Below are 23,830 nucleotides of genomic sequence, written 5' to 3'. Positions count from 1 at the left end.
AACGGGTTGGGGGTTAACACACCGCCAGTTTGCCGCCCGATCGCTGTGAAGTCGACGCGAGAGTAGTAAAGAGTATGGCGCAGAATTCGACACCCCCAAACGATCCCGCCGCCCTGGCTTTTTCTGCCGTTGAAGACGCCCTCAAGGACTCGGTCTTCAATCTCGACAGCGCGCCGGAAAAGGCCCCGGAAAAGCGCACGGCCAATCCTGCGCGGTCAGAGCGCCTGCGCGCCGCCGATAAGATCGCCCAGCAGGCCGGCGCCGTGGCCAATGACGATCGCTTCCCCACCTCCAAGCTGCTGTATACGCTGCAGAGCCGTTCATCCTCGGCTCCCACCTGGGTAGCGCTGGCACTCTCGATCATCTGGCTCGTGGCTACGGGCGCAGCCGGTTATCTGCGCTATGGCAGCCAGCTCAGCAATTTCGGCCAGTTTGCCAGCAGCATCGATTTCATCGCGCTCGCCGCCATCATGATCCTCCCCGTGCTGGGCTTTTTCGGCGTCGCCACTCTGTTCCGCCGTGCCCAGGACCTGCGCAACGCAGCCTCCTCGATCACCCAGGCCGCCATCCGCCTAGCCGAACCCGAAGTCACCGCTGCCGACAAGGTCGCTTCGGTGGGGCAGGCCGTGCGCCGCGAAGTCAATGCGCTGGGCGACGGGCTGGAACGCGCTTTGTCGCGCGCCGGCGAGCTCGAAGTGATGATCCACAACGAGGTCACCGCGCTCGAACGCACCTATTCGGACAATGAATCGCGCATGCGGGCGCTGATCGCCGAACTGGCCAGCCAGCGCGAAAGCGTTTTGACCAATACCGAACGCGTGCGCGAAGCCATCACCGAGAGCCATACGGGCCTGGTGTTCGACCTCGACATGATCAGCCAGCGCATTTCCGGCACCATCGTGGAAAGCGGCGGCAACCTGACGCGCGCGCTCGAAACCGCCGGCAATACGCTGACCAACGCCTTTGGCGAGCGGACGGAGAATTTCGTCTCGCTGGTCGACAACCGCACCACCGACTTCATTTCGGCGCTCGACGATAGCGCCGGCCGCCTGTCGCTGACCTTCGACGACAAGACCGCGGCCATGACCGGCGCCCTCGACGAGCGTGCCGGCACGCTCAATGCCGGCGTTGAAGGCCGCATTGCCGCGCTGACCGACGCCCTTGACGGCCATGCCTCCACCATCGCCGCCGCCATGGATGAGCGCACCCGGCTGATCGAGGAACGCACCGGCGCCATTGCCGGCAGCTTCGAAGACCGCACGGCGAACCTGGCGGGCCTGCTCGAAGGCACCAGCGGCCGCATCGCCGAGGCGATGGACAGCCGCACCGGCAACCTGGCGTCGGCCTTCGACGCTCGCGCCGAAAAGCTCGCCAACCTGCTGGATGGCACGACCGGCCGCCTGTCCGAAACGCTCGACGAAACCACCGGTCGTCTCGCCACCGCGCTCGACGAACGCACCGCGACCATTTCGGGCCTGCTCAGCGATGGCAGCACCTCCCTGCTCGGCCAATTGCGCGACCGCGGCCATGAAGTGACCGGCGCGCTGGACCTGATTGGCCAAAAGATTGCCGACGACATTACCGGCCGCTCGCGCGAAGCCGAGGTGCTGCTCAATGCCCTCACCCGCCAGCTCGATGAATCGGTGTCCATCCAGCTCAACGCCATGGATAGCCGCCTGCAATCGGCGCTGATCGAAATCAACGGGGCGCTGGACGACACGTCCGACCGCGCCCGCATCACCCTCTCCTCTGCCGGCCAGGATTCGCTCAGCCAGTTCGATGCCCGGCTGACCGAAATCGCTGCCATTCTCGACACCCGCCTGGGCACGCTCGATGGCGTTATCGGCGACAAGGGCGATAGCCTGATCGCGCGCCTTGAAGCGCAGGGCACCAGCTTCGCCGCCCGCGCCAATGTGCTCGAAATGGCGCTCAACGAAGAATCCGGCCGCTTTGACAGCGCCATTAGCGAAAAGACCCGCGAACTGGGCGAAGTGCTGGGCGCCAAGGCCCGCGCCATTTCCGAAGACATTGGTAGCCGCAGCCAGGCCCTCGCGGCTTCGCTTGAAGGCCATGTCAGCCAGCTCGCCGAAACCCTCGACGGCCGCACCCAGAAGCTCGACGGCATTCTGAGCAGCCGCGCCGGCGAAATCACCAGCGCCATCGAAACCCGCGTGCTCGAACTGGACGAAACGCTCAGCACCCGCGCCACCGATATGAGCGAAGCCATCCGCGTGCGCAGCCAGGAACTGGGCGACGCCCTTTCGGCCGGCACCTCCGAATTCGACCAGGCGATCTCGGGCCGCACCACGCGGCTGGCCGATACGCTATCGGAACGCACCTCGGCGCTGGCGCTGGAAATCGAATCCCGCACCGGGAACCTGGCCAGCCAGCTCGATGAACGCACCGAATTGCTGGCCACTCAGCTCAGCGAGCGCACCGAAACGCTGACCAGCCAATTGGCCGATCACACCACCACGCTGACCGGCGCGCTGGACGAACGCTCGGCGCAGCTGCGCACCACGCTCGACAGCGGCACCCAGCAGTTGGCCCAGGCCGTGGGCACCCGCACCCTGGCGCTCAGCGAAGCCCTCAATCAGCGCACCCAGGCACTCAGCGACACGCTGGAAACGCACACCGCCTCGATGGGCGAAACCATCGGCCTGCGCACCAGCGAACTGGCCGACGCCATTGCGCTGCAGGGCGAAGAAGCCCGCACCAAGATCGAAACCTCGCTGCACAATGTCACCGAGACGATGAACGAGCGCGTCACCACCATGTCGGACATGATCGCCGAGAAGGTGGCCGAGGTGAACACGCATCTGGGCACCGGCCTCGACAGCGCTATTTCGCGCATTTCCGACGCCGAGCATGGCGTGTCCGCCCGCATCGACGCGGCCAGCGCCACCGTGGGCGAAAGCGCCCGCAAGGCCGCCGACCTCATCGAGAGCGGCGTCAATTCGGCTCGTCGCGCCATTACCGACATGGTCGACCAGCGCCTGGGCACCCTGCCCGAGGCCATCACCGCCCGTGCCGATATCACGGCCGAACGGCTGGCCGCGCTCAACGCCTCGATCAATACCTCGATCACCCAGTCCATGGCGGATCTCGAAGCCGGCGCCGACCGGATCGAGGAAACCATCGCGACCCGCATCACGGCAGCGACGGAAAATATCGCCACCGACGTCACCGCCACGGCCGACCGCATGGACGGCGCGGTGCGCAATGTGCTCGACCTGATCCGCGCTGCTGCGGGTAATATCGATCAATTGCTGACCGTCAAGGCGCCTGACGCCGTGGGCTCGATCGAAACCCGCCTCACCGACATCAATCGCTCGGTCGAAGAGCATACCAATGCCTTTGCGGCTCTGGTCAGCGATCGCTCCGACCAGTTGCAGAACGCCCTGCTCAGCCATGGTAATCTGCTGCGCGACGCCCTGGGCGAGAATGCCAAGGAAGCCGAGGCCATCATGGCCGTCTCGACCTCGCGCATCCTCACCGATGTCACCGCCGCGCTCGGCAAGCTCAATGACTCGAACCTGCTGCTGCAGCGGGTGCTCGATGCCTCGACGGCAAACCTGGCCAATCTCGAGACATCAGTCGCCCAGCAGACCTCGACCTATTCCAACACCATTCGCGATGCCATCGGGCAGACCGAACAGGCCGGCGTCATGGTCAGCCAGCATGTTGGCGCGCTGCAATCCACCATCCGCTCCATGGTCGACGAATTCTCGACCGTGCTCGGCCGGCTCGATGCGGAAGCAGCCAATATGCAGCAGGTGTCGCACGAGCTCAGCTCGACCAGCGAAACCGCTCTTATTACGCTCGAAGATCGCCGCGGCGCCATGGATGCCCTAGCCCAGAGCTTTGCCAGCCGCGCCGACGATATCGATGGCCGCATGCGCATGTTCGCGCAGTCGATCGCCGATACGGTCAATGACACGGAACGCCGTTTGATCGGCGCCCGCCGCGCCATGGACGAGGCCCTGCAGGCCACCACCGGCTCGGTTGCCGAAACGCTGGAAGCCACCACGGCAACCATTACCGAGGCCATCCAGTCCTCGACCGCCGATGTCAACGACGCGCTCTACCAGACCAACCAGCGGTTCACCTCGACCCTGTCGAGCAATGCCGCCCAGGTCGATGGCGCCGTGCAGCGTGCCGCCGAAGCTGCCGCCAATGCGCTCAACCAGACGGCCTCCTCGGTTCGCCTGGCGCTCAGCGATCAGACCAGCCAGGTCAACAACGCACTGGAAGAAAACGCCAACCGCGTCAGTGACGTGCTGGCTTCGACCGCCGGCAATGTCACCGATGTGCTGACCACGACGACCAGCACGCTGGCCGACACCATTGCGGATTCGACCGCTTCTGTTCGTGGGGCGATTGCCTCCAATACCGGCCAGCTGCGCAACGCCATCGACCAGACCACCGGCACGTTCCGCCAGGCACTGGACGAAACTTCGGGCGAAGTCAGCAGCCGTCTCGGCGATTTCCGCGACAGTGCCGATGCCGAAGGTCGCCGCGCCAATGCGGCCCTGCAGCAAGCGCAGCAGCAGATGATCGCCGAAATGCAGAAGGCGATGGAAGAAGCCACCCAGCGCTTCAACGACACTGCGCGGGCCATGCGCCAGACGGCCAAGGAAGTGGGCAGCGAACTCGAAGCCACCCGCGCCGAACTGGCTCGCGGCGTCAACGAGCTGCCCGAGGAAACCCGCGCCAGTGCCGCTGCCATGCGCCGCGTCGTGGCCGAGCAGATCGAGGCGCTGAGCGAACTCAATGCCATCGTGCGCAGCCAGCCGGCCACGCTCGACCTCAACGACCGCCGCCCGCCGCAGCGCCCTGCCCCGCGCACTGAACCGCGCCAGGAAGCCCCGGCCTATCAGGCCCCGCGCGACACCTATCGCGAGCCGCCGCGCCAGACGCTGGTCGACCCGATCCGCACCACCGAGCCCGTGCGCCAGCCTGAACCTGTTCGTCAGCCCGAACCTGCCCGTGCCGCAGCGCCGCAGCGCGACGTGGATGCCCAGGCAGCGGTGGAAGCCGATGCCGCCCCGCAGGGCGAAGGCGGCTGGCTCCGCGACGTGTTGCGCAATGCCACGGCCAAGCAGGCCAGCACCCAGCCGCAGGCCGGTCTGTCGGGCCTGACCGACGAGATTGCCCGGGCCATCGACGACGCCGCGCTGGCCGAAGCCTGGGCCCGCTACCAGGCCGGCGAGTCCAACGTGTTCTCGCGCCGCATCTATACGCTGACCGGCCAGGGCACCTATGACGACGTGCGCAAGAAGCTGCAGCGCGAACCCGACTTCGCCCGCACCGCGCAGGCCTATATGAGCGAGTTCGAGCAGCTGCTGAAACGCGCCGCCGCCGGCCCCCGCCCTGCTGCGGAGACCCGCGAATACCTGCTGAGCGATCGCGGCAAGGTCTACACGACCCTGGCCCATGCGAGCGGCCGCTTGAGCTAAGCCTTAGGTGGACAGAACTAAAAAGGCCCCGGGAAACCGGGGCCTTTTTGTTTAGGAGTGTGGGAAAGAAGGAAACGGAGGTTCCCGCTTTCGCGGGAATGACATTGTGGTGGTGAGGATTTGTGGGGAGTTCCCGTGGGTTCAGCTCACTTGAAACCACCGCACCCACGATGTCATTTCCCGCGAAAGCGGGAACCTCTGTTTTGCATGATTGGGCAGGATGAAGTGCCACGAGGTCGTGCCTCACGCATCCTTGGGTGGTTTGAGCTTCAGCGACCACAACACACATCCCATGCCTAGCAGCGCAAACAGCGCAGACGCGAAAAACGCGCCAGCGCCGAGATGACTGACCAGCACACCGAACAGCATCAGCGACACGAAGGCGGCGCCCTGCTGCAGCATGGTGGCAAAGCCCTGCGCTTCGGCGGCAATGTCTTCGCTGGTCCAATTGGCGATGAAATGCACCACGCCGAAATACCCCATGCCAAAGCTGAAAGCATGCAGCGTCTGGGTGACGAACAGCACGGCGACGGGCGGATTGAACGCCATGATGAAAAAGCGCAGCAAGGAGGCCGCGCAGGCCACCAGGATCATGTTGCGCGCACTGACGCGCCCGCCAAAACGCCGCCACATGACCATCAGAATGGCTTCGGCAGCGGCGGCAGTCGCGAGCAAGGGGCCGATGAAATAGTCGGGAATGCCATTGTCGTGCCAGATCAGCGCGCCGAAGCCACCCACCACCGCATTGTTGGAATTGACCAGCGCGAAGCCCAGGATGGGCAGTACGAACCAGAGCTTGAGGGCGGAAGACAGACGCGGCTTTTCCGGATTGGCATCGGCCAGGGTGGCGACCGGTGCGGGCGCCCGGAAGCGCGGCAGGGTGAAGCCGATGATCGCCCGGCCCACCGAAACGGCGAAGAACAGCGGCACGAAAGCGGCCGTACCATAGGCGGTGACGGCGAGACCCACCAAGGCCGTGCCGATCACATAGCCGATCGTGCCCCAGGCGCGCATGCTGCCGAAATCGGTGCCGGTGCGCTGCGCCAGGCGCAACGTCGCCGCGTCGGTCAGCGGCGGCACCAGCCCGCCGGGGATGGTGCAGAGCAGCCAGACCAGCACGATGCCCCAGAATTCATGGACGAAGAACAGCCCGATCGGTGCCGCGCCGCTGAGCAGGGAGACGATCAGGATGGTCGAACGCCAGTCGCTGGCCCGGTCGGCCAGCCGTCCGACCAGCATGTTGATGCCCAGCAGCAGCAGGACCGGCAGGGCATTGATGACACCGATCTGCTCGGCGGGAATGCCATGCTCGGCCAGCCAGATCGCCAGATAAACACTGCTGACGGCACCAGGCAGATAGACGGTGAAATGAAAAATCGAAGCGCGCAGCTCGGGCGAGGCCCAGCGCGACAGAACGGATGCCATGAAAAGTGAACCCCGGGCAAATCAGCGCCCGGCACCTTTGTTCGCTTGGCTTTGTGGCGAAGGCAAGGGGATTTGTGACGTTGCAATCGTTACAATTGCCGGTGCGACATTCGGGTGACGGGGGGCGGGAGGATTGGAGTACCCCGTGCTTCTTTGCGGCCTAGCTCGCCATGCTCGGTGTCACCCCGGCGTAGGCCGGGGCCCGTCTCGATATGTCACAAAGCGCCGTCAGGACGCCTGACCACCACCCTGGTCACCCACACACCTTGCGGCCGGAGGCACGATCTCAGGATGGGCCCCGGCCTACGCCGGGGTGACATCGTGGGTGGGATAGCATCGGGCCACGACCTCGTGGTTCGACAAGCTCACCATGAGGTCTACTGTGATTGAGGTCTTCCCAGCCCTCAAATCACCACCTGCGCATTTTCGCGCTTCGGATTCATCAACACCAGCGACACCACCACCATGACCGCACCGATGGCACTCAGGATGGCCGCGACGTAAAACGCCCCTGCCCCCATCGTGCCGGCAAGGATGCCGAAGCCCAGCAGGGTCACCACGGTCACCACTTGGCGGATCATTACGAAAAAGCTCTGCGCTTCGGCAGCGATATCCTCGCTGGTCCAATTGGCGATGAAATTGGTGATGCCGAGGAAGGTGAGACCCACCGTCGCCAGATGCAGGGTTTGCAGCAGGACCAGCACCCAGATATCGGGCTCGAGCGCAAAGCCCCACCAGCGCAGCGCGCCGCAAAGGCAGCCGAGCAGGATCAGGTGGCGGGCGGCGAAACGCTTGGTGATGCGCTCGAAATAGACCATGGCGAGGATTTCGGCAGTGGGCGCGACCGCCCATAATATGCCGATGACCCAGCCGGGTATCCCCTCCTCGGCCCAGATCAGTGCGCCAAAGCCCATCTGCATCATGTGGCTGCCATGCAGCAGCGCGGCGCCGATCAGCGTCATCAGGAACCACGGCCGCCAGAGCTGGCCGAGACGAATGGCGATCAGCGGATTGATCGGCGCGTCGATGGGATGCATGGGGCGCGAATATTCGTCGGGCGAGCGGAACAGCGGCAGGCCGAGCGACACCAGCGCGCGAAGGAGGCTGACCGCGATGAGCAGCGGCACGAAGGCTCCTGCGCCCATGCGGTCGAGCACTACGCCCGCCACCAGCGTCACGGCGACAAAGCCGATCGTGCCCCAGACGCGGATGGCGCCGAAATCCATGCCGGTACGGCGCGTCATGCGATAGGCGGCAGCATCGACCACCGGGGCGATGGCCTGGAACGGCACGATCAGCAGCGTCCAGATGATCAAGATGGAGACATAATCATCCCGGAACAGCAGGAAAATTGGCGGGATGGCGGCGATGATGGAACCGATGACGATGACAGTGCGCCAGTCGCTGGCCCGGTCGGCCAGCCGGCCCACAATCATGTTGATGACGATCATTGCAAAGATCGGCGCGGCATTGATAACGCCGATTTCGCCGGTGCCGATGCCGCGCTCGCTGAGCCAGATCGGCAGGAACGGATTGGAGACCGCGCCCGAGGTAAACAGGGTCGCGTAGAAAATACTGGTACGGACAGCGGGCGAACGAAGGCGCGCTGCCAAAGGCGAACCCATCGCAGACTGGCTCCGGGGAAATCACATAAAATCAATCTGCCGAACAATGCGCCGCAAGTGTGTTCGACGCAAGCAACGATCAGCCGGCGGCGGCCATGGGGACGGCCTGCCGGGCCAATTGCAGATGCGAGAGGAATTGGTCGACGCTCGCCGGAATTGTAAAGCGGCAGCCATGCGCCCGGGCGGCGGCGCGGGTGAGCGTCAGGGCGCGGCGCACGGCGACGCCCAGGTCTTCGTCGAGCGCCCCGGCCGTCGGATCGGTGAGGATGTCGCGCGGGCCGGTGACGGGATAGGCGGCCACGGGAACGCCGGAGGCGAGCGCCTCGATCACCACATTGCCGAAGGTGTCAGTGCGGCTGGGGAACACGAAAACATCGGCGCTGCGATAGATTTCGGCCAGCTCGTCGCCAAAGCGATAGCCGAGGAATTGCACTTCCGGATAGCGCCGGGTCAGGGCCGGCAGGTCGGGGCCATCACCCACCACGATCTTGGTGCCGGGGACGTCGAGATCCAGAAACGCGGTGATGTTCTTTTCGGCCGCGACACGGCCAACGCAGAGCAGATGCGGGCCGGGCAGATCGGCGAACCAGGTCTTGGGGCCGGGGCTGAAGCGGGAGAGATCGACCCCGCGCGACCAGAGGGCCAGATGGCCCAGGCCATGGCCGGCCAATTCCACCATCAGCGATGGCGTCGGCACCATGGTGCGCGCGGCCGGCCAATGGAACCAGCGCAGATAGCCATAGCCGAGTTCAGGCGAGACTGGCACGCGGGCGGCCAGATATTCGGGAAAGCGGGTATGGAAGCTGGTGGTGAAGACAAGGCCCCGATCAAGGCAATATTGCCGGGCCTGCCAGCCCAGCGGGCCTTCGGTGGCGATATGGATGCAATCAGGAGCCACGCCATCGATGAAGGCGGCAACGGCGCCTTGGGTAGCCAGCGAGAGCCGGATTTCGGCATAGGTGGGGACCGGCACGGTCCAGAACCGCTCGGGGGTGAGATAGCGAACCTCGATATTGCGGGCGGCAAGTTCGCGGCCCAGCGTGTCGAGGGTCCGCACCACGCCATTGATTTGCGGGTGCCAGGCGTCGGTAACGATCAGGAGGCGGCGGAACGATCCGCCTTGCGGAGGCGGAAGCGGCGGGGCTCGGCCGCCATCATCTCGGTCCACTTGATCAACTCGAAATTGCCGTCCGTTGTCTCGACTATCGCCGTGCAACTTTCCACCCAATCACCAGTGTTGATGTAGTGGATACCTAGCCTGTCATGCATGTCAGCAAAATGAATGTGCCCGCAGATGACCCCGTCAACCCCGGATTCCTTGGCTTCGTGGACCAGAGCTTCCTCGAATCGCCCGATCACCGAGACGGCATTTTTGACCTTTTGCTTGGCCCAGGCGCTCAAGGACCAATATTGCAGGCCGAGTCGCCGGCGCACCCAATTGATGGCGATATTGACGCGCAGGGCCGCGTTATAGGCCCAGTCACCGACATGGGCGAGCCATTTGGCATTCATCACCACGACGTCGAATTGATCGCCATGGATGACCAGATAGGTCTTGCCCGTGGCGGTGGTGTGGACGGTGCGATCGACGAATTCGACCTCGCCGAAATAGGTGCCCAGATATTCGCGCAGGAACTCGTCGTGATTGCCCGGCAGGTAGACGACGCGGGTGCCCGCATTGGCCTTTTCGAGCAGCAGATTGACCAGAACATTATATTCATTGGGCCAGTGCCAGGCCTTGGCGAGGCGCCAGCCATCCACGACATCGCCGACCAGATAGATGGTCTCGGCGTCATGCGCGCGCAGAAATTCGATGAGCTGGCTGACCCGGATCGGCTTCATGCCCAGATGCACGTCCGAAATGAACATGGCCCGGACTTGTCGGGTCTCGCGCTCGTCCGCCATCAAGCAAAGTCTCCTGCACACGCCATCCAGGGGAGGACAGCGACGCGCAGTTTATCTGGGGAAGGCTCCCGAGGAAACACTTAGCCCGTTTTGGCTGGGGAAAGCCCCATGGATGCGGGTTTTGGCCGCAGTTGCGGTTAGTGGATGCGGGCTTTGAGGGCGACGATTCGCTGATAGCTCTGCTCGATCCGCGCCGCAAAGGCCGGGTCAGCCTCGGCCTCGGCGACCAGGATGGCCCGGATTTCGTCGGCCAGGCCCGGCCGATATTTGGCGGTATTGGAAAACAGCAACACATCCATACCGGCCCGCACCGCCATGGTGACGGTCTGTTTCAGGTCAAAATGCTGGCGGATGGCGCCCATTTCGAGGTCGTCGCTGATCACCACGCCATCAAATCCCAGCTCGTCGCGCAACACGCCGGTGATCCATTGCGGGGAGAGCGAAGCGGGCACCTGCGCACCGGCATCGGAATAATCGGCGTGATAGAGATGGCCCACCATGACGAAATCGACGTCGCCCTTGGCCAGAAGCTCGCGATAGGGGTCGAGTTCTTCGGGCTTCCAGGTGCTGGTGATATCGACAAAGCCTTCATGACTATCGGCGGTGGACGAGCCATGACCGGGGAAATGCTTGAGCGAGGTCAGCAGCCCCGCGGCGTGATGGGCGGTGATGAAGGCCTCGTCATAGGCGACGACCTTTGCCGCGTCAGCGCTATACGAGCGGCCGAATTTGGCGATCACCGGGTTGTTGGGGTTCAGGTTGATATCGGCAACCGGTCCGAAATTGACGGTAAAGCCAAGCCCGGCAAGGGAAGCGGCCATGCCGGCGTAAATCTTCTCGGCGGCTTCGGGGGAATTTCTGGCGGCGATGCTGGCGGCGCTGGGAATTTCCTTGAAGCCTACATCGCTATCCAGCCGCTCGACGGCCCCGCCCTCCTGATCGACGGTGATGAAGGGCAGCAGCTCGGGCGAGGCCGCGCGAAACGCCTGGTTCATTGCGGTGACGGTGGCGAGGTCTTTGACATTGGTCTTGAGGAACATCACCCCGCCCAATTCGCTCGCGGTCAATTCCTCGCGCAGCGCCGCAACACTGGCGTCATCGACGTCATTGCCCTGAAAACCCACGACGATCATCTGCCCGGCCATTTGCTCGAGGGTCACGGCGTGCGCGGGGACCGCCGCGAAAAGGGAGGCGGCGAGCAGCAGGTGGGGAAGAACGGTCACGGGGAAATCCAGCTTTCGGAGAAACGCGGCGACAGCGTCACCGGAAAAAACCGCCGAAACAATGACGGCCGCACTATTCGCATGGCATACGTCATTTGAGGTATGCCAATTCATAAGCATCAATGGCATAGAAGATACAGGCGACTTGGAGCATAGGCCGTTTTTCAACCTTTCGGCCGATGAAGCTGCCGCCTTAGCGGGCGGAGATCTTGGGGTCTCCGTCCGCGTTCGTTTTTGGCGACGGCGCTCCCTACCGGTTCTGCCGGTTGGCGATCAGATCATCCACCACGGCCGGATCAGCCAGCGTCGACGTATCCCCCAGCGAACCGAAGTCGTTTTCGGCAACCTTGCGCAGGATGCGGCGCATGATTTTACCGGAACGGGTCTTGGGCAGGCCCGGCGCCCATTGGATCAGGTCGGGCGTGGCGATGGGGCCGATTTCCTTGCGGACCCAATTGCGCAGCTCGATCTTGAGGGCGTCGTCGCTGGTCTCGCCGGCCATCAGGGTGACATAGCAATAGATGCCCTGCCCCTTGACGTCGTGCGGGTAGCCCACAACAGCGGCTTCGCTGACCTTGGGATGGGCCACCAGCGCGCTTTCGACCTCGGCGGTGCCCAGGCGGTGGCCCGAGACGTTGAGCACGTCATCGACGCGCCCGGTGATCCAGTAATACCCATCTTCATCGCGGCGGCAGCCGTCGCCGGTGAAGTAATAGCCCTTGTACTGGGTAAAATAGGTGTCGATGAAGCGCTGGTGATCGCCATAGACACTGCGCATCTGGCCCGGCCAGCTATCGGCAATGGCCAGCACGCCTTCGGCCTTGGTCTGCTCCTGCAGCCGGCCTTCGGGCGACAGCACGACGGGCTGCACGCCGAAAAACGGCTTGGTGGCCGAACCCGGCTTGGTGGGAATGGCGCCGGGGAATGGCGCGATCATGTGGCCACCGGTTTCGGTCTGCCACCAGCAATCGACAATGCCGCAGCGCTCCTTGCCGACATGCTTGTGATACCACAGCCAGGCTTCGGGATTGATCGGCTCCCCCACCGTGCCCAGCAGGCGCAGCGAAGGCATGTCGTATTTGTCGGCGAATTCATGGCCCGCGCCCATCAGCGCGCGGATGGCCGTGGGCGCAGTGTGGAAGATATTGACCTTGTGCTTTTCCACCACCTGCCAGAAGCGCGACGCATCGGGATAGCTCGGAATGCCCTCGAACATCAGCGTGGTGGCGCCATTGGCCAGCGGACCGTAGACGATATAGGTGTGGCCGGTGATCCAGCCCACATCGGCCGTGCACCAATAGACCTCGCCATCGCGATAATCGAAGCTGAGCTCGTGCGTCAGCGCGCCATAAACGAGATAGCCGCCCGTAGTGTGCAGCACGCCCTTGGGCTTGCCGGTGGAGCCCGAGGTATAGAGGATGAACAGCGGATCTTCCGCATTCATCGGCTCGGGCGGGCACTCGGCGCCGACCTTGGCAGCCGCATCCTCATACCAGACGTCGCGACCTTCGCTCATGGCAACCGGATTGCCGGTGACCTTGACGACGATGACGGTCTCGACGCCCTGCACCTTGGTCAGGGCTTCATCGACATTCTTCTTGAGCGGGATGGTCTTGCCGCCGCGGCGGCCTTCATCGGCCGTGAGGATGATCTTGCTGCCGCAATCAGCCACGCGGCCGGCGATGGAATCGGGCGAGAAGCCGCCGAAAATCACTGAGTGAACCGCGCCGATACGGGTGCAGGCCAGCATGGCAACGGCAGTGTCGATAACCATGGGCATGTAGATGGTGACGCGATCGCCCTTCTTGACGCCATGGGCTTTCAGCACATTGGCAAAGCGGCAGACGCGCTCGTACAGCTCACGATAGGTCGCCTTGCCATCGGTGCCGGGCGTGTCGCCTTCCCACACGATGGCCGTCTGGTCGCCGCGGGTCGCCAGATGCCGGTCCAGGCAATTGGCCGAGACATTGAGCACCCCGTCCTCGAACCATTTGATCGACACATCTGGATAGGCAAAGCTGGTGTTCTTGATGATGGTCGGGGACTTGATCCAGTCGAGCCGCTGCGCCTGCTCGGCCCAGAACCCATTGGGGTCGCTGATCGAGCGGGCATACATCGCATCATATTGAGCGCTGGTTACGTGGGTGCGTGCGATCGCAGCCGCACTTGGCTGGAATACGAGCTGCTCGCTCATAGTCATCCTCCCTTATCTCTCCCGGCTCCGTTCTAAAGACCGCTCCTGCGTCGGGCAAGCCCATCACCGTGCAACTTCGTACATGGCGCTGCCACCGCCCATTAACTGCCTCAAGCTACGATGCTTTGTGCACACAGGGCTGTTTGTTAGTATCGCGACAGCAGAGGGAGGGCTCATCATGGCCGAGATGACTATCCGTGCCGCCACTATTGCCGATATCGACATGGTCTATCGCGAATTGATGGACGTGATTGCATCGTCCCAATATTACAGCGAACGCTTCAAGGCCCATGAAATGGGGCGGCTCAACAAGGCCTTCCTGCGCAATGTCATGGCGATCGACCCTTGGCATGTCATGATCATGGATGCGGACGGAGTGGCTGGCGGCGCCATGATCTCGGGACCCGAATGCGGCTCGATCTTCCGCTATTGGAGCTGGGTATTCCCCAGCCACCGCAATTCCAAGCTGGGCATGTTCGGCATGCGCGCTTTTGACGAGCATTGGGACAATGGCCGCTTCCACAAGGCCTTTACCTTCGTGCGCCCGGAAAACGAAGTCGCCCGCATGCTGTTGCGGCGCTACGGCTACAAGGAAACCTGCTTGCTCGAAAAACACATTTTCGGCCAGGACTATATGCTGATCGAAAAACCCTACACCAAGGTCTCCGAGGACTATGACAGCGGCGTCAACGTCGGCCGCCTGGGCCGGCTGAAGCAGCGGCTCGGTGAGCTGGTGGGCGTTTAACCCACCGGCAGCGCCGCCGCCCGCCGCGCACGGAACCATTGCAGGATCGACACATCCATCTTCGCGGTGCGCAGGGCAATAGCCCACAGCGCAAGCGACCAGATGGTGATGGCGATAAGAGCGGAAATCGCCGCGCCCATCAGTCCGAAGGGCGGCGCCAATAACCAATTGCCCACAAAGAGCACGATGATGCCCAGGGCCACGGCTGGCAGGCTCGCATAGGGCCGATCATGGATGGAGAGGACCAGCGAGGCCGGTCCCATCGCTGAGCGCACCACCAGCGCCAGGCACAGCACGGCCAGCGGCGCGGCGCCTGCACTGAAACCCGGGCCGAAGAATTGCAAAGCAATCGGCGCACCCAGCGCGGTGACACAAAACAGCACCAGCGATAGCGCCGTCGCCACCATATTGGCGTCGCCCACTTTGCGGTGGAAGGCGCTGCGGTCGGCATTGGCCTCGCTCTCGAACATGTCGGGCATGGACACGGCATAGACCGCCGACACGCCGAACGACACCAGTGCGAAAATGCGGGTGCAGACGCCGAAAATCGCCAATTCCTCGCGGCCCAAGATTTGGCTGAGCAGCAGCAGATTGATGTCAAAGAAGAAATCGGTGGCGAGCGCGATCAGCATCCAGGGCAGCGCAAAGCGCCACCAGCGGCGGCTTTCGCGCGGGCGCACTGCCGTATCCCGCCCCGGTACTGCACTCCAGGCAATCAGTGTGAAACCGAACTGCACCAGCGCGATCACCACAAAACCGATAGCGGCGCCCCACACCATATGGTCGAAGCCTTCGTCGCGATTGGCAATGCCCATCGCTCCCACGAGGGCCGCGACCAGAATGATCGGGCGGAAAATGCCATCGGCGAAAAAGCCGGAAAACGGCCGCTTGAGTCCGATCAGCAGCGAACCGCTGAGCATGACCGTGGCGCCGCTAAAGGCCAGCAGAATCACCGGCACATAATGCTGGGCGACGATGCTGCCACCCTGCCCCACCAGACCCAGAACGAATTGCCCGGCCAGCAGCAGCAGCACCAGCGCGACCAGGATATGGCCATAGGCATGCAGCATGAACACGCCGAGTTGCCTGCGCTCGCTGCGGGCGCGATATTCGGCGGCGAAATAGGCGCCGATCGTGTGAAAGCCCAGCGGCATGGCCACCGCAATCAGGTTGCAGCTGGCCGTGATGATGAGGAAATCACCCAGGTGCCCGGCGCCCCAGAGCCGGGCAATCATCGCCTGCACCAGAAACACGATGCCCGCGCCAAACAGGCGCCCACCGAAAATGATGGTCGATTGGGAGACCAGACGCCGGTGCAGACTCATCCCTGGCCTTCTGTGGACACGTGTGGCGCCTGATCGGGACGCGCTTTGGGATTGCGCCAGGCATCAACCACCCGGCGCAGCTGATAATAGGCGTCACGCGCGTTGAATGCGCCGGTGCCCAAGAGATAAGCCAGCGGATTGGACGCATAATTGGCGACCGGCGGCACCGGGCGGATCACCCCGGCATCGCCCACCATGCCCTTTTTGAACTGGTGCAGCCCTTGATAGCCATCGGTGCCGCCCAGATCGTACCAGGCCGCCTCGGTATTGTCGCGCAGCCAGCGGATGATGTGCCAATGCATGAAATAACCCGCGCGCAATGGCAGCGCCCGGTCATTGGTGGCGCCATAGAGATAGACGGCGCGATCGCCCGCCTTGAAGATCAGCGCACCGGCGACCAGTTCGCCCTCGTGGCGGATGAAGAACAATTCGGGCCGCAGCGCATCGATATCGGTCGCCATCAGCGATGGCACCGTTTCATAGGCGGAATGATCGGTGAACTGTTTGCGATCGGTCATGGCCGTGTAGAGTGCGTCGAATTCGGCCATCCGCTCGGGCCCGGCATGCTCGAAGCTGAGCCCTTCCTTCTCCGATTTATTGAGATGGTAGCGCCATTTCTGGTGCAGGCTCTTGCGCTGCTCGGCATCGCCCAGCCGCAGGTTGACGATATAGCGATTGGGAAACCCCAATACCGAGCCGCGCTGGAAGCCGCGGGCGATCAGCCGCTCATAATCTTCATTGGTTTCGGTGAGCGAGGCGCGCGGCAGCACCGACAGCAATTGCCCGCGCTTATCGGCATACTCGGCGACCAGCGCATCGATCATGGCGGCGTGGATAATGTCACGATCGGCGCGGGCGCCGTGCCTGACGATGGGAGCCCATTTGGAAATGGCGATGGCGCCAATGCCCAGCGGCAGGCGCTGGATCATCATCAGCGCGCCGCCGACGATCTCGCCCCGATCGAGAAACAGCATCGGCTCCTGCGTCACCGCGGGCCAGCGCGTTTGCGCGAACATGTGGAGCTGTTCCTGGCAGACCTCGTCGAACCCGGCGATGGTCCGGTCCCATTCCTCGCCCGACACGATCTGCGTCTCGAGCTGAAGTGCGGTCGCACCGGCTTGGCGCGACTTGCGCGGCGCGTCGGCATCGTCATGAACCAGGCGGTCGGTGATAGCGGCCATCTCGGAGCTTCCTGCTCAGAACATTTCTGAGCGGCAAGATAGAGCCCCTAGGTGAGCAATTTCCTATTGCAGCACTACAAATGCCGCAAAGTTCCGCCCGTGGTTACTAAAGACTACCACGGGCGGTAAGCAGTTTAGTGGCCGCCGGCGCCGTTATAGATGAACGGGATATGCGGCAGGGTATAGCCAAGCCACTGATCGGCGCCTTCATAGATCATCTTGGCAGCGACATAGAGGATGATCAGCAGGCCGATCCAGGCGATCCAGCGGTATTGATGCAGGAGGCGCGCGATGAAAGTGGCAGCAACGCCCATCATGACCACCGACAGCGCCAGGCCGAAGATCAGCGCCTCAAAATGGTGCTGCGCCGCACCGGCCACGGCCAGCACGTTGTCGAGCGACATGGAAACGTCGGCAATGATGATCTGGATGACCGCATCGCGCAGCGACTTGCGCGGAGCCTTGCCGGACACGGTGCCATCGGCATTGAGGTCAGCATTCTCGAGCGCCTCGGTGGCTTCCTCTTCGTCCTCATGGGAGACGGTGAGTTCGCGATACATCTTCCAGCAGACATAAAGCAGCAGCACGCCGCCCGCGATCAGAAGGGCCCCGCCCAGCGAGAGCAATTGCGTGGTGATCAGCGCGAAACAGATGCGCAGCACGGTGGCGGCGATGATGCCGATCAGGATGGCCTTCTTGCGCACCTCTTTGGCAAGACCGGCCGCAGCAAGGCCGATAACCACGGCGTTGTCCCCGGCCAGCACGAGGTCGATCATGATGACCTGAAGCAAGGAAGAAAAGAAACTCGGGTCGATGCCGAACATACTGGGTCCCTGGGAGTGCTGAAATGTCGCGCCGCTATAGGCCTCTATCGCGAGGGAAGGAAGGGCATTTCCCACGAATTGAACGAAAGACGCAGGCGGGCTGGGGCTTTTATGCGTCAACTGACAGCTTGGTGACAGGTTGGGCCCTCAACTGATGCCATCCAAATTCTCTACCCCGCAAAAACAAAAAGGCCGCCCCCGGTTTCCCGAGGCGGCCTTTTTGGGATCGCCAGCGAACGAGTCGCGGCGCTCCGTCGATTCTTACTGAACCAGGGTCAGGTTGCAGGCCGAGATCTTGCCGTCACGGCCGCTCTCGAGCTCGTAAGTCACCTTGTCGCCTTCGTACAGGCCCTGCAGGCCCGAACGCTCGACGGCGGAGATGTGAACGAACGCGTCCTTTTCGCCATTCTCAGGCGAAATGAAGCCGAAGCCCTTGGTGGTGTTGAAGAATTTAACAGTGCCGTTGATCGAGGCCATGTGTGTAGTCCTAATATAGCCCGAAGCATCAGCAAGCGAGCGCCGCCCACCGGCAACATGCCTGATGGGTTCTAAACGTTCGCAAGAAAGGAAGGAGCCAGAGCCAGATCAACCGGCAGGCAGCCAACAATGGCTGAAAACGCCTGCCCCTTGTGACAGCTCATCGTGTTTAAAGCAAGGCCCAGTGTGTAGACACTGTCATAAGGACGTTGCTTTTGAGGAGGACTTTGGTGGGCGAGCACGGATTCGAACCGTGGACCCGACGATTAAGAGTCGTCTGCTCTACCAGCTGAGCTACTCGCCCCCTGCCGGGGCTTCCAAAGTGGCTGCTCTCTAGCAAAGGGATTCCGGGCTGTCTAGCGCTCAGGCGCACTTTCCTGCCATCACTGGTTTGCTATTGTGGAAAGAGCGGCGGACCAACCGCCCCAGAGACCGGCAAACCATGACGTTTTATGATGTTCTGCTCATTCCGATAAATTGGCTCGGCGCCAATGCCTTGACCCTGTTGGCCATCATCGCGGTGGTGGTAGCCGGCTGGTATCTGTCGCGGCTGGCCGCCAATGCGATAAAAACCTATTTGCCGCGCGCCTATGGCGTGGACAAGAACTTCGCCCCACTGCTGTCGCAGGTCGCGCGCTACGGCATTCTGATCTTCGCGGTGGTCACCGCGCTCAACCTGTTGGGCGTGGCCAATAGCTCGATCATCACCGTGCTGGGCGCGGCGGGCCTGGCTGTCGCGCTAGCCCTGCAGGGCACGCTGGCCAATATCGCGGCGGGCATCATGCTCATCGTGCTGCGCCCCATCGCCATCGGCGAATTCATCCAGGGCGATGGCGTGGCGGGCGTCGTGGTGGAAATCGGGCTGTTCGGCACTCGGCTCCGCTCCTCGAGCGGGCTCTATATCTTCACCCCCAACCAGAAGCTGTGGTCATCGGCGATTACCAATCACAGCCGCGAACCCAATCGGCGGCTCGACGTTAATGTCAGCGTGCCGGACAGCGTGGATATCGGCCACTCGCGCCGCCTGCTGCTGCGCATTGCGGGCTCCGACAAGCGGGTGCTGGTGAACCCGGCCCCGCTGGTGCATGTGGAGAGTTTTTCGGGCACCTCAGTCAATCTACAATTGCGCGCCTGGGTGGCAACACCGGATTATCTGCCCACGCTTTACGCGCTGACCGAGGAAGCAAAACTGGCGCTGAACCGGGAATTGATCAGGAAGGACGGCGATACGGGTGGCATTACGGTGGCCCCTGATCCGGCCAATCCGAGCCCCGAAACCCAGTCGGGAAGCTGACGGGGCCGGCGGCTTCTGCCGCCAGCCTCCGTGATAGCGATAGTCAGTTCTGGGCGGCCTGACGGTGCCGGAAGCTCGCAAAGTCCAGCACGTTATCGGCACGCTCAGGCGTCTCGGGGCGGAATTCATCCATCAGCCCGATCGTCCGTTCTATGATGTGGCGGAGCTGTCGCGAGCGGTGGTCTGCCCCCTGCAGAATCGTCGCGGCACGCTGAAGATGGTCCTTTGCAAGAACGTAGGTTGGCGGCATGCGGTGCTCCTTGAAAAGAATCAGTTTTGTCGAAGCGTCAGAAAACTGACACAGGCCGGAAGGTGGACCTCTATGCCTTCCCATATATTGCCGGGAAGGCTCGCATTTGATGCAAATGCCATCCTTGGAAAAGCTGGAAAGAGACCCTGATTTTCCGGGGACTTATCGGATGCAAGCAACTTAATCGCTGTGCACAACCACCCGTTTTCCACCTCTGCCTGTCGCGTCCACTAATGCAGGTTATAGGATGAGGGGCAATTTCGAACCCGGATCCCGCCCGTGCCGCGTCCCAGCCTCGCCCCCATCGCCGCCGCCCTGCCCGAAACGGTGCCGTTTACCGGCCCTGAAGCCATCGTACGACGCAGCGGCATCAAGCTCAGGGCGCGAATCGGCGCCAATGAAAACCCGTTCGGCCCCGCCCCATCGGTGATCGCTGCAATGAGCGCGGCGGCGCGGGAAAGCTGGCATTATGGCGACCCGGAAAACCACGACCTGCGCGAAGCCATTGCCGCCCATCTGGGCATCGCCCCCGCCAACGTCATGCCGGGCGAAGGCGTAGACGCGATTCTGGGCATGGCCGTGCGCCTGTTTGCCGGGCCGGGCTCGACGGTGGTGACATCTCTGGGCGGCTATCCGACCTTCAACTATCACATCGCCGGCTATGGCGCGGTGATGCACACCGTGCCCTATGTCGAGGACCGCGAAGACATCGACGCCCTGGCCCGGGCCGCCCGCGAAACCGGCGCCGCCATGGTGTATCTCGCCAATCCCGACAACCCGATGGGGACCTGGTGGGACGCCGACTCGGTCGAGCGCTTCATCGCCGCAGTGCCCGACACCACCATGATCGTGCTGGACGAAGCCTATGGGGAGTTTGCCCCCGCGGGCACTCTCCCCGCCTTCGATCCCGACCGCGCCAACCTGCTGCGTATGCGCACCTTCTCCAAGGCCTATGGGCTGGCCGGCGCCCGCGTCGGCTATGTACTGGGCGAGGCCGCCAATATCTCGGCCTTCAACCGAATCCGCAATCACTTCGGCATCAGCAATGTCGCGCAAGCGGCAGCCATCGCCGCATTGGCCGATAGCGCGCATCTGGAAGGCTCATTGGCGGCGGTGCGGGCTTCCCTGGAGGATACGGCCGCTATCGCCCGCCGCCATGGCCTGGCGCCCCTGCCAACGGCCACCAACTTCCTCGCCGTGGATTGCGGGCGCGATGGCGCCTATGCGCAGGCGATTCTGGATGGCTTGGCGCAACGCGGCGTGTTCGTGCGCAAGCCGGTGGTAGCGGGACTGAACCGCTGTATTCGCATCAGCGCGGGGACTGAGGCGGATCGGGCGCTGCTGGATCAGGCACTGGGTGAGGTTTTGGCGGGGTTGGAGTGATCACGAGCTAATCGCGCTCATTGCATCCGAGCGGACCACCCGCACACACCATCATCGCACCCTCGCGGTGTCATTCCCGCGAAAGCGGGAACCTCCGTTTGCTTTGTTGCATCGTCAACAGAGGTTCCCGCTTTCGCGGGAATGACACCGCGGAACTAAGCGGCTAAGAGCGCACCGGACCGCTAAATCACCTTACGCATCTGCGTCGCATTAACAGCGATGCTAACCAGCTCCGCCGGGTCCCACGCGTGATCAACCCAACCCGTGCGGTGATAGAAGCCCAGCGCGGTTTCCGCAGCGTTCACGTAAAGCGTGGTGACGCCGAAGGCCCTCGCGCGGTCCTCAACCAATTGCCCCATGATTCGGCCATAGCCCCTGCCCTGTGCCGAGGCGGTGATGGCGACCATGCGGAAAATGGCGACGCCATCCTCCCGCACATCGAGGCGCGTCGTGCCAATGGGCACGCCATCTAGCTTGAGCAGATAGGGGTGGGCCTGCGGCACATATTCATCGGGATGGTTCGGGTTATAAATCCCGAACCGCCCCTTGGCCTCGAACAATTCCTGCCTGCGGATGGCGTGATACGCCTCCCAATCTGCAGGATCGCGGACTTCGATCAGCTCATATCCCATTGCTTCCTCCCTGCCCCGGCCACGATGGGTCGGGGCAGGGGGAATTCTTATGTTTACCCAGCCATTGCGCCTTGGGCGGCCGCGCCGCGTTCGATCAGCAGGCGGTTATAGGCATTGAGATAGGCGCGGGCCGAGGCGACCAGAGTGTCGGGTTCGGCAGCATTGCCCGAGACGATACGGCCATTATGCTCGAGACGCACATGGGCCGACGCCTGCGCGTCAGTGCCCCCGGTTACGCCATCGATGGCGTAGAGCACCAGATGCGGTTCCTGGCCCACAGCCTGTTTGATGGCGTTGAAAATGGCATCGACCGAACCGGTGCCTTCATAGCTGACCGAAGATTCCTCGCCATCGATGGAGAGCGTCAGATCGCATTTGTGGACGCCGCCGGTCTTGGAAATGACCTGCATATCGACCAGCTTGATGCGATCGCCGACCGAGCCGACTTCGTCATCGACCAGCGCGACAATATCGGCGTCATAGACATGCTTCTTGCGGTCGGCCAGATCCTTGAAGCGCTGGAAGGCTTCCTGGAAGGCATTGTCGCCCAGCTCATAGCCCAGCTCGCGCAGCTTGTCCTTGAAGGCGGCGCGACCCGAATGCTTGCCCATCACCAAGGTGGTTTCCTTGATGCCGACGCTGGCGGGCGTCATGATTTCATAGGTCTCGGCATTCTTGAGCATGCCATCCTGATGGATGCCGCTCTCATGGGCGAAGGCATTCTTGCCCACGATGGCCTTGTTGTACTGCACCGGGAAATTGGCCGCCGCCGACACGATGCGGCTGGCGCGCGCCAGATGGGTGCTCTCGATTTCGGTGTGATAGGGCATCACATCGGCGCGGGTGCGCAGCGCCATGACGATTTCTTCGAGCGCGGCATTGCCGGCGCGCTCGCCCAAGCCATTAATGGTGCATTCCACCTGGCGGGCACCGCCGCGCACAGCGGCCAGCGAATTTGCCACAGCCAGCCCCAGATCGTTGTGGCAATGGGCCGAAAAAATCGCCTTATCCGCGCCGGGCACCTGCGTGATGATGTCCCGGAACATCTTTTCATGCTCGTCGGGCACGGCATAGCCGACCGTATCGGGCAGGTTGATCGTGGTGGCGCCGGCCTTGATAGCGGTTTCGACGCAGCGCTTCAGGAATTCCAGCGGCGTGCGGGTGGCGTCCATGGCCGACCACTCGACATCGTCGATCAGGTTGCGGGCCTGGGCGACGGTGCGCGCGATGATCTCGATCACCTCGTCCTCGGTCTTTTTCATCTGGTGGGCCAGATGGATCGGCGAGGTGGAGACGAATGTGTGGATGCGGCCCTTCTGGGCGTGGCGCACCGCTTCACCGGCCCGATCGATATCGGCGGTAATAGCACGGGCGAGGCCCGCTACGGTGGCGCGCTTCACCTGCTTGGCGACGGCCACGACGGCCTCGAAATCGCCATTGGACGCAATGGGGAAGCCGGCTTCGATAATATCGACGCCCATCTCGTCGAGGGCTTCGGCGACCTGCAGCTTTTCTTCAAGCGTCATGGTGGCGCCGGGCGATTGTTCGCCGTCGCGCAAAGTGGTGTCGAAGATGAAGACGCGGTCTTTATTGCTATCGATCGTGGGGGCGGTCATTGCTCGTTTTCCTATCGGCGGCCCAGAGTCATGGCTCTGCAGGCCGGACATTTACTGTTCGGCTGATGGCGTTATCCCCTGACGACCCGCTCGGTTCCGAGCTGCCGGTGATCAGGGGCTGATAAGAAGGAGGAGCAGAGCAGCGGGCAGAAGCAGCATGCTTGCAGCCAAGACAAGGCGGGCCTGCTTGGCCTGGCTTTGTTCGATGGCGATTGCAATGGCGCGCTTGCGCTGCATTTACGAGAGTCCTGTTTGAATCGAGAATGCGCCAA

18 protein-coding genes and 1 tRNA gene are annotated in these 23,830 nt (G+C 62.9%); 4 read left to right on the top strand and 15 right to left on the bottom strand.

Features of this window, described 5'->3' with window-relative positions; translation table 11 throughout:
* Positions 1-74 precede the first annotated feature (74 nt).
* A complete protein-coding gene (locus N8A98_RS16580; RefSeq protein WP_262166909.1) occupies positions 75-5,459 on the top strand; it encodes an apolipoprotein A-IV repeat region-like domain-containing protein in 5,385 nt (1,794 codons plus the stop codon).
* Between the two features lie 243 nt (positions 5,460-5,702).
* Here N8A98_RS16580 and N8A98_RS16575 read toward each other — a convergent pair whose 3' ends face one another.
* The 6 genes from N8A98_RS16575 to acs form a co-directional block, all read right to left on the bottom strand.
* Positions 5,703-6,884, bottom strand: coding sequence for an MFS transporter (locus N8A98_RS16575; protein WP_262166907.1), 1,182 nt, complete (start codon positions 6,882-6,884; stop codon positions 5,703-5,705).
* A gap of 404 nt (positions 6,885-7,288) precedes the next feature.
* A complete protein-coding gene (locus tag N8A98_RS16570; protein WP_262166905.1) occupies positions 7,289-8,509 on the bottom strand; it encodes an MFS transporter in 1,221 nt (406 codons plus the stop codon).
* Positions 8,510-8,588: 79 nt separating this feature from the next.
* Complete coding sequence (locus N8A98_RS16565) at positions 8,589-9,677, bottom strand: glycosyltransferase family 4 protein (protein WP_262166904.1); 1,089 nt, start codon at positions 9,675-9,677, stop codon at positions 8,589-8,591.
* Entirely contained in the window at positions 9,605-10,414 is an 810-nt protein-coding gene (locus N8A98_RS16560; protein ID WP_262172035.1) for a UDP-2,3-diacylglucosamine diphosphatase, read from the bottom strand. Before N8A98_RS16560 ends, N8A98_RS16565 begins: the two co-directional genes overlap by 73 nt.
* A 137-nt stretch (positions 10,415-10,551) precedes the next feature.
* The gene (locus tag N8A98_RS16555) at positions 10,552-11,637 is read right to left on the bottom strand and encodes a glycoside hydrolase family 3 N-terminal domain-containing protein (protein ID WP_262166902.1); all 1,086 of its coding nucleotides are present in this window, start codon (positions 11,635-11,637) and stop codon (positions 10,552-10,554) included.
* 250 nt (positions 11,638-11,887) lie between these two features.
* Positions 11,888-13,831, bottom strand: coding sequence for an acetate--CoA ligase (gene acs, locus N8A98_RS16550; protein ID WP_262166901.1), 1,944 nt, complete (start codon positions 13,829-13,831; stop codon positions 11,888-11,890).
* A 178-nt stretch (positions 13,832-14,009) separates the two neighbouring features.
* Between acs and N8A98_RS16545 the strand changes: the two genes are divergently transcribed.
* Positions 14,010-14,576, top strand: a complete 567-nt coding sequence (locus N8A98_RS16545) for a hypothetical protein (RefSeq protein ID WP_262166899.1) — start codon at positions 14,010-14,012, stop codon at positions 14,574-14,576.
* Here the strand turns inward: N8A98_RS16545 and N8A98_RS16540 are convergent.
* The 5 genes from N8A98_RS16540 to N8A98_RS16520 form a co-directional block, all read right to left on the bottom strand.
* Positions 14,573-15,901 (bottom strand): lipopolysaccharide biosynthesis protein, encoded by a 1,329-nt coding sequence (locus tag N8A98_RS16540; RefSeq protein WP_262166897.1) that lies wholly within the window; start codon positions 15,899-15,901, stop codon positions 14,573-14,575. The two genes, N8A98_RS16545 and N8A98_RS16540, sit on opposite strands and share 4 nt — an antisense overlap.
* Positions 15,898-17,082: a lipid II:glycine glycyltransferase FemX gene (locus tag N8A98_RS16535; protein WP_262166895.1), complete on the bottom strand. Its 1,185-nt coding sequence runs from the start codon at positions 17,080-17,082 to the stop codon at positions 15,898-15,900. The genes N8A98_RS16540 and N8A98_RS16535 overlap by 4 nt, the downstream gene beginning before the upstream one ends.
* A gap of 134 nt (positions 17,083-17,216) precedes the next feature.
* Complete coding sequence (locus N8A98_RS16530) at positions 17,217-17,906, bottom strand: TerC family protein (protein ID WP_262166893.1); 690 nt, start codon at positions 17,904-17,906, stop codon at positions 17,217-17,219.
* Between the two features lie 261 nt (positions 17,907-18,167).
* Positions 18,168-18,383, bottom strand: a complete 216-nt coding sequence (locus tag N8A98_RS16525; RefSeq protein WP_035100964.1) for a cold-shock protein — start codon at positions 18,381-18,383, stop codon at positions 18,168-18,170.
* 228 nt (positions 18,384-18,611) lie between these two features.
* Positions 18,612-18,687 (bottom strand) — tRNA-Lys (locus N8A98_RS16520).
* Between the two features lie 138 nt (positions 18,688-18,825).
* On the opposite strand from N8A98_RS16520, the gene N8A98_RS16515 reads away from it, so the two are divergent.
* Positions 18,826-19,677, top strand: a complete 852-nt coding sequence (locus tag N8A98_RS16515; protein ID WP_262166889.1) for a mechanosensitive ion channel family protein — start codon at positions 18,826-18,828, stop codon at positions 19,675-19,677.
* A gap of 43 nt (positions 19,678-19,720) precedes the next feature.
* On the opposite strand, the gene N8A98_RS16510 is transcribed toward N8A98_RS16515, so the two are convergent.
* Positions 19,721-19,927, bottom strand: coding sequence for a hypothetical protein (locus tag N8A98_RS16510; protein ID WP_262166887.1), 207 nt, complete (start codon positions 19,925-19,927; stop codon positions 19,721-19,723).
* A 279-nt stretch (positions 19,928-20,206) separates the two neighbouring features.
* Here N8A98_RS16510 and N8A98_RS16505 point away from each other — a divergent pair, with 279 nt between their 5' ends.
* The gene (locus N8A98_RS16505) at positions 20,207-21,310 is read left to right on the top strand and encodes a pyridoxal phosphate-dependent aminotransferase (protein WP_262166885.1); all 1,104 of its coding nucleotides are present in this window, start codon (positions 20,207-20,209) and stop codon (positions 21,308-21,310) included.
* A gap of 182 nt (positions 21,311-21,492) precedes the next feature.
* On the opposite strand, the gene N8A98_RS16500 is transcribed toward N8A98_RS16505, so the two are convergent.
* The 3 genes from N8A98_RS16500 to N8A98_RS16490 form a co-directional block, all read right to left on the bottom strand.
* On the bottom strand, positions 21,493-21,942 hold the full coding sequence (locus N8A98_RS16500) for a GNAT family N-acetyltransferase (protein ID WP_262166883.1): 450 nt from the start codon (positions 21,940-21,942) through the stop codon (positions 21,493-21,495).
* Between the two features lie 53 nt (positions 21,943-21,995).
* Positions 21,996-23,558: a 2-isopropylmalate synthase gene (locus N8A98_RS16495; RefSeq protein WP_262166882.1), complete on the bottom strand. Its 1,563-nt coding sequence runs from the start codon at positions 23,556-23,558 to the stop codon at positions 21,996-21,998.
* Between the two features lie 111 nt (positions 23,559-23,669).
* Positions 23,670-23,795: a hypothetical protein gene (locus N8A98_RS16490; protein ID WP_262166881.1), complete on the bottom strand. Its 126-nt coding sequence runs from the start codon at positions 23,793-23,795 to the stop codon at positions 23,670-23,672.
* Positions 23,796-23,830 lie beyond the last annotated feature (35 nt).

The organism is Devosia neptuniae (assembly GCF_025452235.1).
Lineage (GTDB): Bacteria > Pseudomonadota > Alphaproteobacteria > Rhizobiales > Devosiaceae > Devosia.
Note: the sequence above shows the minus strand (reverse complement) of the source record. Positions and strands in the feature narration are given on the sequence as shown.